12 protein-coding genes are annotated in these 11,604 nt (G+C 48.4%); 2 read left to right on the top strand and 10 right to left on the bottom strand.

Annotated features, from left to right (window positions below):
- Window positions 1-4: 4 nt before the first annotated feature.
- Window positions 5-301 carry an integration host factor subunit alpha gene (gene ihfA, locus A8F97_RS07685; protein WP_005968881.1) on the top strand — a complete coding sequence of 99 codons (297 nt, stop codon included), beginning with the start codon at window positions 5-7 and terminating at the stop codon, window positions 299-301.
- Between the two features lie 67 nt (window positions 302-368).
- Here ihfA and A8F97_RS07680 read toward each other — a convergent pair whose 3' ends face one another.
- The 5 genes from A8F97_RS07680 to nadE form a co-directional block, all read right to left on the bottom strand.
- Entirely contained in the window at window positions 369-830 is a 462-nt protein-coding gene (locus A8F97_RS07680) for a GNAT family N-acetyltransferase (RefSeq protein WP_050512658.1), read from the bottom strand.
- Window positions 831-862: 32 nt separating this feature from the next.
- On the bottom strand, window positions 863-1,240 hold the full coding sequence (locus A8F97_RS23085) for a nitrous oxide-stimulated promoter family protein (RefSeq protein ID WP_014699821.1): 378 nt from the start codon (window positions 1,238-1,240) through the stop codon (window positions 863-865).
- A 136-nt stretch (window positions 1,241-1,376) separates the two neighbouring features.
- Entirely contained in the window at window positions 1,377-3,095 is a 1,719-nt protein-coding gene (locus A8F97_RS07670) for an ABC transporter ATP-binding protein (RefSeq protein ID WP_014699822.1), read from the bottom strand.
- A 35-nt stretch (window positions 3,096-3,130) separates the two neighbouring features.
- The gene (gene yddG / locus A8F97_RS07665; protein WP_033071466.1) at window positions 3,131-4,027 is read right to left on the bottom strand and encodes an aromatic amino acid DMT transporter YddG; all 897 of its coding nucleotides are present in this window, start codon (window positions 4,025-4,027) and stop codon (window positions 3,131-3,133) included.
- 217 nt (window positions 4,028-4,244) lie between these two features.
- On the bottom strand, window positions 4,245-5,069 hold the full coding sequence (gene nadE / locus A8F97_RS07660; RefSeq protein WP_014699824.1) for an ammonia-dependent NAD(+) synthetase: 825 nt from the start codon (window positions 5,067-5,069) through the stop codon (window positions 4,245-4,247).
- A 225-nt stretch (window positions 5,070-5,294) separates the two neighbouring features.
- Between nadE and osmE the strand changes: the two genes are divergently transcribed.
- Window positions 5,295-5,627, top strand: coding sequence for an osmotically-inducible lipoprotein OsmE (gene osmE, locus A8F97_RS07655; RefSeq protein WP_025919037.1), 333 nt, complete (start codon window positions 5,295-5,297; stop codon window positions 5,625-5,627).
- Between the two features lie 190 nt (window positions 5,628-5,817).
- Here osmE and A8F97_RS07650 read toward each other — a convergent pair whose 3' ends face one another.
- The 5 genes from A8F97_RS07650 to A8F97_RS07630 all read right to left on the bottom strand — a co-directional run bounded on the left by A8F97_RS07650 (window position 5,818) and on the right by A8F97_RS07630 (window position 11,604).
- Window positions 5,818-7,212 (bottom strand): L-cystine transporter, encoded by a 1,395-nt coding sequence (locus A8F97_RS07650; RefSeq protein ID WP_014699826.1) that lies wholly within the window; start codon window positions 7,210-7,212, stop codon window positions 5,818-5,820.
- A gap of 177 nt (window positions 7,213-7,389) precedes the next feature.
- On the bottom strand, window positions 7,390-7,965 hold the full coding sequence (locus A8F97_RS07645) for a metal-dependent hydrolase (protein ID WP_015730415.1): 576 nt from the start codon (window positions 7,963-7,965) through the stop codon (window positions 7,390-7,392).
- Window positions 7,966-8,064: 99 nt separating this feature from the next.
- Window positions 8,065-9,021 carry a pectin acetylesterase PaeX gene (paeX, locus tag A8F97_RS07640; protein ID WP_014699828.1) on the bottom strand — a complete coding sequence of 319 codons (957 nt, stop codon included), beginning with the start codon at window positions 9,019-9,021 and terminating at the stop codon, window positions 8,065-8,067.
- 332 nt (window positions 9,022-9,353) lie between these two features.
- Window positions 9,354-10,058, bottom strand: a complete 705-nt coding sequence (locus A8F97_RS07635) for an oligogalacturonate-specific porin KdgM family protein (RefSeq protein ID WP_033071467.1) — start codon at window positions 10,056-10,058, stop codon at window positions 9,354-9,356.
- 256 nt (window positions 10,059-10,314) lie between these two features.
- The gene (locus A8F97_RS07630) at window positions 10,315-11,604 is read right to left on the bottom strand and encodes an ABC transporter substrate-binding protein (protein WP_014699831.1); all 1,290 of its coding nucleotides are present in this window, start codon (window positions 11,602-11,604) and stop codon (window positions 10,315-10,317) included.

The raw sequence follows: 11,604 nt of genomic DNA, 5'->3' as shown, positions 1-11,604 counted from the left end.
ACCTATGGCGCTTACTAAAGCTGAAATGTCAGAATACCTGTTTGAGAAGCTCGGGCTGAGCAAACGGGATGCCAAAGACCTGGTCGAGCTATTTTTTGAAGAAGTTCGTCGTGCTTTGGAAAATGGCGAGCAGGTCAAGTTGTCAGGTTTTGGCAATTTTGATTTGCGAGACAAGAACCAACGTCCTGGACGTAACCCAAAAACTGGCGAAGATATTCCGATTACGGCGCGCCGCGTGGTCACGTTCCGCCCGGGGCAAAAGCTGAAAAGCAGGGTAGAGAACGCCTCTCCCAAAGAGTAACTGTGTCACTCAAAAAGGCCGCGCAAGCGGCCTTTTCCTCTTTGAGCCTTGACTGATAACACGCTTTTTATGAGAAAGTTTGTTGTTCCATGTGAATAATGGGAAAAGGCTTGCCATAGGAATCTTGCGCCGAACGGTGCTTGGCGATAAATCCCATTTTTTCGTAAAATTTTCTGGCTCTTTCATTTTGCTCGTTAACATCAACTTTTGTTATCGGAAAGTGTGTGAGCACGAACGTTACCAGTTCACTACCAACGCCACTACCGCTCCAGTGAGGCGCTACAAATAGCATCTCGATAGTGTCGTCCGAGAGACCGATAAAGCCCTTTATTTCACGTTCATTTGCTCGTATAACCCACACATTCAATGCGGGTAGATAATCGTTCAGAATGCGCGGACGAAAAAAATGGATATCCTCTTCACCGAGAAAAGTATGTGTGGCGCGAACGGATGACTCCCAGAGCGCGGCTAATGCGGGAAAGTCTGTTGGCGTGACTGACTCGATCATGTTCATGGATAATAATTGCATTCTCGGTTGCTAGATTAATGTGTCTGAATAGGTTATTCAGCGACTTTTTTACTATTTTCCGATGTTACGCTCTTTGGTCGAGGACAGTCCGGCACGGGCCGATGATCGTCAATTAAGTGACGTATTGCCAAAATAGGGTGGCGTAGCAGCATCCGTGGCCCAGACCAGCGCATAATTGCTTTAATCGCTTCACGTCTGGCTGGTTGATAGCAGTGAATAGGACAATGCTTACACGCGGGCTTATCTTCACCGAACTGGCAACGCTCCAGACGTTTGATGGCGTAGCTGAACAAATCTTTATACTGCGCGCTGTCGTCGGTTTCTGGGTGGTACTTTTCATACAATTCGATCATCAACCCGACGGTACGGATCTCCCGCTGTCGGTATTTTCCCAGGGGTTTTCTCGCCATATGCGTCATGTCCTGATGAAATCATAATAGATGCATTTTAAATGCAATTTATTGCAAGGGAAACCTCTTAGGTCACATCAATGTGTAAAAGGCAGATAGAAAAGGCGAGGAGCACCCTCGCCGAAGAAAAAAGGTATCAAGCCTGACCGAACTGTGCCTGATGCAACGTCGCATAAATACCACTTTGTTCCAGCAACGTTTGATGGCTGCCTTGCTCAATGATACTGCCGTTATCCACTACCACAATACGTCCTGCGTTCTGTATGGTTGCTAGTCGATGCGCGATAACCAGCGTGGTGCGTCCAGTGGATAGTTCGCTAAGTGATTGCTGTATTGCCTGCTCCGTCGCTGTATCCAGTGCGGATGTCGCTTCGTCAAGAATTAGGATCGGCGGATTTTTCAGGAATATCCGCGCGATAGACAAACGCTGTTTTTGCCCACCCGACAGCTTAACGCCGCGTTCGCCAACTACGGTATCTAGACCCTCAGGCAGGGTTTCGATCAGCTCATCTAATCTGGCACGCCGTGCGGCTTCCATGATTTCGTCATCGCTGGCCCCCAGTTTGCCGTAGGCGATGTTTTCTCGAATGGTGCCGCCAAACAGGAAAACATCCTGCTGTACGATGCCGATTTGGCTGCGTAACGACGCCTGCATCATCTGGCGAATATCCATGCCGTCAATGGTGATGCTCCCGTTGGTTAAATCGTAGAAGCGGGGCAACAGGGAACAAAGCGTGGTTTTACCCGCGCCGGACGGGCCAACAAACGCTACAGTTTCTCCCGCGCGAATTGATAGGTCGATATTGCGCAGAATTGGGCGATCGGCAGAATAACCAAAGCCTACCTGTTTGAACTCGATATTACCTTTCAGAGGCCCTACATCATGTGCATCAGGGGCATCGGCGATTTCGGGAACCGTATCGATCAGTTGAGTAAAACGCTTGAATCCCGCAATGCCCTTGGGATAACTCTCCAGCACAGAGGTAATTTTAGCAACAGGACGGAAGAAAACCTCAATCAGCAGCAGGAAACCGATAAAACCGCCGTAGGTGAGTTCGCCCTGAATGACATACCAGATGCCCGCCAGCATCACGATAAGCTGTATCAGGCGCGTGCTGAGGTAGCTGAGCGTCATGCTGGCAGTCATGATGCGGTAGGCCTGTAATTTGGTGCGGCGGTAGTTTTCGTTATCGTTAGAGAACAGTTTCTTCTCATGAGCTTCATTAGCAAAAGCTTTAACGACACGGATACCACCCACGCTCTCTTCAATGCGGGCGTTGAAGTTGCCTACCTGACCAAAGAGTTGGCGCCAGGTTTCCGTCATGCGTGCGCCATAACGGCTGACGAGATATCCCATGAACGGTACGATAATAATCGTCAGCAGCGCCAGGTTGAGGTGAACCGTCGCCATCAGAATAAATGCGCCAATAAACGTCATGATAGCGAGGAACAGGTCTTCCGGGCCGTGGTGGGCGATTTCACCCACTTCTTCCAGATCTTTGGTGACGTGGGTGATGATATGCCCGGTCTTCATATTGTCGTAGTAACGGAACGGCAAATTTTGCAGGTGTTCAAATGCCTGCCGCCGCATATCAGTTTCAATCCCTACGCCCAGCGCATGTCCCCAATAGTTGACGATGGCCATCAGCGCCGTATTCAACAGGTATACGGCTAATAGCGCCACCGACGCTAACAGGATCAGTGACCAGTCTTGAGCCGGTAATAGCTTGTCGATGAATGCCTTAATCGCCATCGGGAAACCGAGCTCAAGCAGGCCAGCGATAATGGCGCAGCCAAAATCGAGGATGAATAATCCTTTATAGGGAGAATAGTACGAAAAGAAACGGCTTAACATGTGTGGCTTTTTTAGGTAACGAAATGTGGCAGATACTATAACAGGTTATCGCGGCAGGGGCGCGTTGCGTACCAGCAGAGCAGCGAGCCTATTGTGACCATTGCGACGCCTTGCCAGAATGAAATTGCGGGCGTGATGTTAAGCCAGATTGCCGCCAGTAATGTGGAAAGCACGGGCGTAAAGTAAGACGCGGTTGCCAGCAACGTCAGGTTGCCATACTGAATACCCGCATTCCATGCCGAATAGGCCAATGCGGCTGAGGCACCCATAAACAGCAATTCCAGCAAACTCGGCAACGTCAATGAAATCGGCCCTTCGGCACTGAAGGAATACTGGATCCATAGCACGAGTGACGCGATGAAAAAGAACAGCGATACGCCACTTTTTCCTTGCCCATAGCGCTTGGTGATATTGCAGTATAGCGCCCAGGTCAAGGCCGCAGAAAACGCCAGACTGTAGGCCAGCGGGTTAGCAAGAATGTTGTTCCACAGGAGTTCTGGCGTCCAGTCGCTTTCCCCTTTCATAATCCACACGATACCGCCTAGTGAGAGCGTGAGACCGGGCCAGAGCAGCAAACGGCTTTTCTGCTGATTGATAAAAAGAGAAAAGAGTATGGTTAAACTGGGCCACAGATAGTTAATCATCCCGATTTCCATCGCCTGCATACGGCTATCGGCTAATCCGATGGAAAGCGATAAAAATATTTCATAGCTGACAAACAGCGCACCGCCTGCAAATAAATAGATTCTGGGGAGCGTTTTAATGCGTGGCAGGCCATAAAAGGCCAGCAGGCATAGTGTGCTGGTGGAATAAATCATTGCCGCGCCCCCGATGGGGCCGAGCGCTTCTGTCAGGCTACGGATAAGCCCAACGGATGTGCTCCATAGAATGATGGCCAGTAAGCCCGTGAGCGTGGCGCGCTGTGGCGTCATATTTATTCCTATTATTCTGTAAATTGCCCGTGCGTTAGTTGCATTACCCGCTCCTTGCATGCCCATTGCCCTGATGGGAAAACGCTTCAGGTTGTTAAAAACGCTAACGTTTTACCCTGGCATTCGAATGAGTGAGGATGCCGTAAAGCGCGTGCAGAAAGAATCAAGAGCGAACCGGACGCCGTTGTCCGCGTCCGGTGATGTTCATCGCGATAGTTTACTGCCAGAAGTCATCAAATACGGTAATGGGGGGACGACGCTTGTGCTCCGTTTTACGATACCAGTTCTCGATCGTGGCCGCGTCGTTCGCTTCGATCTGCTTGCCTTCCAGATAATCATCGATCTTTTCATAGGTCACGCCCAGCGCGACTTCATCGGGAAGGGAGGGACGATCTTCTTCCAGATCGGCCGTTGGGGCTTTCGTATAAAGATGAGCGGGGCAGCCTAGTTCGCGTAACAGCGCTTTGCCCTGACGCTTATTCAGTCGGAAAATGGGGTTGATATCAGTACCGCCATCTCCGTATTTGGTGAAAAAGCCCGTTACCGCTTCTGCCGCATGATCGGTGCCAACGACAAGTCCTGCATTCATACCCGCGATGCTGTACTGTGCTTTCATGCGTTCCCGGGCTTTTTCATTGCCTTTGACAAAATCAGAAAGGTCCACGCCAATGGCGTGTAATGTGGCTTCACTGGCTTCGATAGCCGGCTTGATGTTTACGGTGAGTACGCGATCGGGTTGGATAAAGGCAATGGCATCCTGACAGTCAGCTTCATCAGCCTGTACGCCGTATGGTAACCGGACAGCGATGAACTGATAGCGAGAATTTCCCGTTTCGTTGCGCAATTCCGTGATAGCCGTCTGGCACAGTTTGCCTGTCAGCGTAGAATCCTGACCGCCGCTGATGCCCAACACTAACGACGTAACAAACGGGTGAGCATTCAGATAATTCTTTAAAAAATCAACGCTAACACGGATTTCCTGTGCTGGATCGACGCTGCTTTTCACTCCCAACGCCGTGATAATGTCGTTTTGTAATGACATGCCATCTCCCTCCTGAACTTATTGATACTGCAAAAGAATTATTACGATTGCCTGAGTGTAAAACGAATTGGCGTGAAGAAAAAGAGCAAGCTGTTAGGTAGTCATTTTCCCTATAGCTAACCGATTTTTAACTATCGGCCAATAGGTTACTACCTGCATTTTGATTTGAAAAAGAGGTCGCCGCCGACTAGCCTTAGTGTGACCCATTAATAATGAGGTGGTGAGATGAAGAATAACAGATTCCTGATGTGTATTGCGGCAGCGGGTGCTGTCATGTTGGCGGGATGTTCGGCTTACAACAAGGCAGAAAGCTATGTTAATGAGCCTGTGGTGAAAGATGTGAAGGTGGGAATGACGAAGCAGCAGGTCCACCAGATTGCGGGGAGTGGCGGCACCGAAAAACGGCTGGTGAATGCCAAGGGCTCCTGTAGTGATTATCTGCTGAAAAACCGCGATGGCACCGCGCAGAACTATTTTGTGAGCTATAGCGATACGGGACATGTTCTCAATAAAGGTTTCCAGAGTTGCCAGGCTTATGACACAAATCCACAGCGTTAAGTAACCTGGTTGCACTGCATTGTTATAAAAAAACATTGTTATAAAAAAACATTGTTATAAAAAAACGTAGGGAACGTTTTTCAACGTTGCGCAGCAACGGCCCGCAGGGTGACGGACAAGGATATCCGTCATAAAAAAACGCCGACAGCCTCAGCCGTTGGCGTTTTTTTATGCAGCAGTATGGCTTAGCTTAGCGGTGTGTTAACTCTGCGTCATCCTGTGCGTTGAAAACTGTCTTATCCGTCTGCTTCATCAACTGGCTGGTGACAGTTCCTGCCGTCATCGATCCGCTAACGTTGAGCGCGGTACGTCCCATATCAATAAGCGGTTCAATGGAGATCAGCAGAGCAACGAGCGTCACTGGCAACCCCATCGCGGGCAGGACGATGAGTGCGGCAAAGGTGGCCCCGCCGCCTACACCTGCGACACCCGCAGAGCTGATGGTGACAATGCCGACCAACGTTGCGATCCAGACAGGATCCAGAGGGTTAATTCCCACCGTTGGTGCGACCATTACGGCTAGCATCGCTGGGTAAAGCCCTGCACAGCCGTTTTGACCGATTGTCGTACCGAAAGACGCCGCGAAACTAGCGATAGATTGCGGCACCCCGATGCGGCGCGTTTGCGCTTCGATGCTGAGAGGAATGGTTGCCGCACTGGAGCGACTGGTAAACGCGAATGTCAGTACCGGCCAGACTTTGCGATAAAAACGGGCCGGATTGATGCCGGTGAAAGACAAAATCAGCGCATGGACGCCAAACATTATTGCCAGCCCTAAATAGGATGCAATCACGAAGCTACCCAGTTTGAGGATGTCTTGCAGGTTAGAGCTAGCAACCATTTTGGTCATTAGCGCCATGACGCCGTAAGGGGTTAGCTTCATCACCAGACGAACGAGTTTCATTACCCAGGATTGCAGCGTGTCAATCGCGGTTAACACACGCTCACCTTTTACTGCATCATCTTTTAGTAGTTGTAACGCCGCAACGCCAAGGAAAGCCGCGAAGACGACGACGCTGATGATGGACGTGGGGTTAGCGCCGGTCAGTTCGGCAAACGGGTTTTTAGGAATGAATGACAGGATAAGCTGAGGAACGTTAAGATCAGCGACTTTGCCTGCGTAGTTGCTTTCAATTGCCGTTAATCGTGCGGTTTCTTGAGCCCCCTGTACCAGCCCGGTTGCCGTCAGGCCAAAAAGATTGGTGACAAACACGCCGACCAGTGCAGAAATCAGCGTGGTGATCAGCAAGGTAGACAGCGTCAAGACGCTGATTTTCCCCAATGATGAAGCATTATGCAGTTTGGCAACGGAATTAAGGATGGAGATAAACACCAGCGGCATCACGATCATCTGTAACAGTTGCACATAGCCATTACCGACGATGTTAAACCATGAGATGGACTGCTTAACGACCGGGTTGTCGCCGCCATAAATCAGATGTAGTGCCAGACCAAATAGCACCCCGACAACCAAACCCAGCAACACTTTCTTTGCCAGACTCCAGGATGGATTGCGGCTGGTGTAGCCTAATCCGAGCAGCAATGCGACAAATAGCAGAATATTTATAAGTAGCGGAAAATTCATCCGACCTTTCTCCCGATTAGTTAATCGCGTTACATCACACAGGCCATAAACTCACACGGCAACGGTGTGGTTTGATGGTAAAGAATGATTTTTCGCGATAAGAAATAACAAACGCGCACAGAATAGCAGTTCTTTTGCCATGATGTTACTCAGACAAGGCCGTAGCAAATAACACTGCTATTTCACGTACTGAAAAAGGTAGGTCTGCGCGGACTGCAAAAAGCGAAATGACTGTTCGTAGGTACAGCAATCCAAATTTTTTTGCGGTTGATACAGCGAAAAGCCGATACAAGCAAGGCACAGGAAGCGCTCTAATTGATTACCTTTTTGGCTGTTTAAAATCGGCAGGCGGAAACGCCAGCGGCAGGGCCAGAGTAGGGGAACGCCGGAGGGAGTCAACATGTCGGCGAGAATATGGCTAAGATAACCGACGATCATGGCATGGTAGGCATCAGTCGGAATCGGCCAACTCGGTGGTAAGCGCGTCTGAATAAAGAAAATACCCGTAGCGATAGCAAGGAGGCTGTGAGTAAATCCCCGATGACCAAAAAGCCGTGCAATAGGTGTAGAAAGCCATTTCAGGCGTTGTCCAAGAACGGATTTTGGGTGATCGATATCGGGCAGCAGCGCGGTAAGGAGTGCTCCAGGGATAATGTGCCACCAGTCTCCGGTAGCCAGCGCTGGCGATAGCTCAACTTTTTTAGCCAGAATCGCGCAGGCAACAGAAAAAAGCAGGTGTCCTTCCGCAGTCATGAAACATCTCAAATGAAACTGTTATTTTATACAGTATAAGAGATTATCTCTGTCTGCGGAAGCGGTGACGGCGTAACGATTTATTACGCTATGTCTCTATTATTGCGCGGCTTTAGGCTGTTCTACGGGCAAAGCTTGCAACCAATTGTCCAGTAGTTGAGGCCATGTCGCTGCGGGAAGCCCTTTGGTACCACGTAGACCGAAGCCGTGTTTACCTTTCTCAAAGAGATGCATTTCAACCGGAATTTTCTCCCCTCGCAGTGCGCTAAACATCACCAGACTGTTATCAACCGACACTGACGGATCGTCAACGGCATGTACCAGAAACGTAGGAGGCGTTTGAGCCGTAACCTGTTTCTCTGGAGAATAGCGGGTCACCTGCGCTTCCGTTGGCTGTTCGCCGATTAATTGTTTACGCGAACCTGCGTGCGCAATATCGGCTTGCATTGAAATAACGGGGTACATTAACACCATGAAGTCAGGACGTGCGCTAACGCTGTCAATGGCATCCATCGCGGGGTAAACGGACTGTGAGAACCGGGTTCCGAGGCTAGCGGCAACGTGACCACCGGCAGAGAACCCCATAATACCGATGCGCTGCGGGTTAATGTGCCACTTCTCAGCATTGGCTCTCAGTGTTCTTATTGCTCGTTGGGCATCGGCCAGCGGGGCATCAGCGCCTTCTTTATGGCCCTCGCCGGGCATACGATAGGTCATCACGAAAAGGGTATAGCCCTGCTGATTAAAGAACGGTGCCAGATCGCTGCCTTCCTTATCCAATACGACGCGCTGATAAGAACCACCGGGTGTAATGAGCAACGCCATACCATTGGGTTTCTCTGCCTGATAAACGGTAATTTCGGGGCTGCGGATGCCCATTGCTGCTCGGTCAGGGAGAGCGGCGTCTTTACTTCGTTCGACCATTTGCGGCTGTGCCGTTGAAGAAGAGGCTCCCGGTGCATCACCGTGTGGCCAGATAGGAAAAACAGGTTGAGCGTAACTTAATCCACTTACAGACATCATAATGGCTCCGACAAGCAGAGAACGAACAATCATGATAGATCACCTGGCAAAGGGAAAGGGGGGATGGTAAAAAATAGGGTAGCCATTACATCGGAGAAAAAATGACTACCCTGAACCGCAAAACTTAATAAAGAAGTAACATTCATACACGAAGAGGGTAAATCAGACACAGCAATTGCAACAGCTAAAACGCATGCAACTAAAAAACATTAACTCGATCGTATGTAACAAAGAAACGTAACCAACTTGCTTAACCAACAACAGATATCGTAATCAAGGGATGTTAATGATAAAAGAAAAATCAAATAAACAATTAACATCCCTTTTGCCAACTAATAACGCTTATTTAAATAACAAGGCCGTTATTAGAAGTTGTATTGCACACCAACACGGTAACGAGTCTGACGTTCATCAGTGAGTTTATCAGCGGCAATGTTTCCGACTTCTACATAAGGAGTCCAGTTTTTATCCCACTTGTAAGACAGTTTGACGTTGTGATTAATTAACCATGTTTCATTATCGGCCTGGTAGTTATTAGCTCTGTTTGATTTTTTATAATCAGTTTCATAACTGATGCCAAAATCTTTCAGGAATTTATAACTTAATGTACCCGTGAGGTTATATCCATTCTCGGATGTATTAGCCTTGCCAATGTTCCCGCTTGTACGGGCATAGTAAGGGCGATAACGTAATGAGTAAGACAAATCTTTAATAATGTTAACTTTACCGGTTATGTATGGCTTGTAGGTGCTGCTCGTGTTGTTTGACTCAAACGTTAAACCTGGTTCAACAGAGAATGTGTCATTGATTTTGTAGGCATAGCTAGCTTTTACTTCTGTGCCGTTACTTACTGGCTCATTAAGCGGTTTATCTGGTGTTTTGTCACCATTTTTCCATTTAGCTTCGACGGAAAGACCAAAGCCATTATCAAAACGGTGAGACATTGAAAGACGATCTTTATGATCACCTTTAGCAGTGTCTTGCATTTCATGACGGTAATCGATAGTTACGGCCATTGCATTTACACTGATTAATGAGGTCACTGCCAGAGCTAGTAATTTAAATTTCATTGTTATATTCCCTACTGGTTAGGATGTCGCTTAATACTTTAATTCGAAAGGCGCATTATGCTTTTTGGGACAAGTTCTATTCTATTTATTATTAAATTACGTTCTGTGATCGAGATCGTCTTGGGTAACAAAAAGTAAAATAGGGTTTCAAAATGTGAGGGAGATCGAATTGAATATAGAGGATGTTTTAATTTAAATGAAAAATCCCTGCCGACGATGCGGCAGGGATGAATTACAGAATAAATCGAGTGCTACATTATTTCATTGCGCGTTTCAGAATACGCTCAGATTGACGCTGGAAGTATTTCGCTGCGTCTTCAACAGATTTCTGACCGTAATCGATAGACTGGATGGTATCACCAAACAGAGAAACGATTTGCGGATCGTCGAAATAAGGAGAAACAGCAACGTCATGCGGCAGAGACAGCGCCAGCTTCAACCCGGCAACCGCTGGTGCATCATCTTTGATGACGCCGTCAGCAGTTAACTGAGCCACAGCGGCTTTACTTAACGGTACACCACGCTCCAGACCCAGTGCTTGAGCACCTTCTTTGCTGTTCAGCAGGAAGTTGATCAACTGAGCAGACTCTTTAGGATGCTTGCTTGACTTACCGATAGACAGCATCTGTGCAGGTTTGAAGAACAAACCAGCATCTTTCGCACTAGGCAGCATTGGATAGTTACCCAACGCCAGTTTTGCTGGTGGTTGCAGGTTGTCAGAGTACTTGGTGATGGTGGAGTTCCACATGTAAGTACCAGACCACTCGCCATTGATCCATGGCTTCATCTCATACATGTTGCTCTTACCGAAAGAAGCATAGTATTTCGCATCAGGCATGACATGGCTGTCGATCAATTTCTTATACATGCCAAAGAATTCAACCCATTGTGCATCGGTATAGGCGAATTTCTGACTTTTTACATCAATAGCAGGAATGTTGTATTTCTGAACCATGTAAGAGTTCAGTAGCGCCAGAGAATCCTGGTGTTCCAACACGATAGGGTAGTATTGGTCGCCCAGTTTTTCTTTGAACACTTTACCGGCATTCAGCAGCTCGTCCCACGTTTTCGGGTATTCCAGACCTGCTTTTGCCCAGCTTTCGGTGTTGAAGTAGAACACACGAGCGGTAACAGAGATTGGAATACCGTTCAGCTTGCCGTTGACCGTGGTGTTTTGCAGTTCTTTTGCATCGAACTGTGTCAGATCCAGAGAATCTTTCACTTTGTTCAGATCGTAAAAACCATCGCCGTTTTTGGAGAAAATCGGCAGCCAGTTCCAGTTGGTCTGCATCACATCTGGCTCAGTGTTACCGGCAATCTGTGTTGTCAGACGAGACAGGTGACCATCCCAACCGGTGTATTCCGCTTTCACGGTAATATCTGGGTGCTGCTTGTGGAACTCTTCAATGGCCTTGAGCGTCTGTTGGTGACGGCTGTTGCCGCCCCACCAGGACATTCTCAATTCAACCTGATCGGCTGCCAGAGATGGCATTGCAACTAATGCCAAGGATGAAGCTATTAACGTGTGTAGGATCGCTTTTTTCAT

The sequence above is a fragment of the Pectobacterium parmentieri genome (assembly GCF_001742145.1).
GTDB lineage: Bacteria > Pseudomonadota > Gammaproteobacteria > Enterobacterales > Enterobacteriaceae > Pectobacterium > Pectobacterium parmentieri.
Note: the sequence above shows the minus strand (reverse complement) of the source record. Positions and strands in the feature narration are given on the sequence as shown.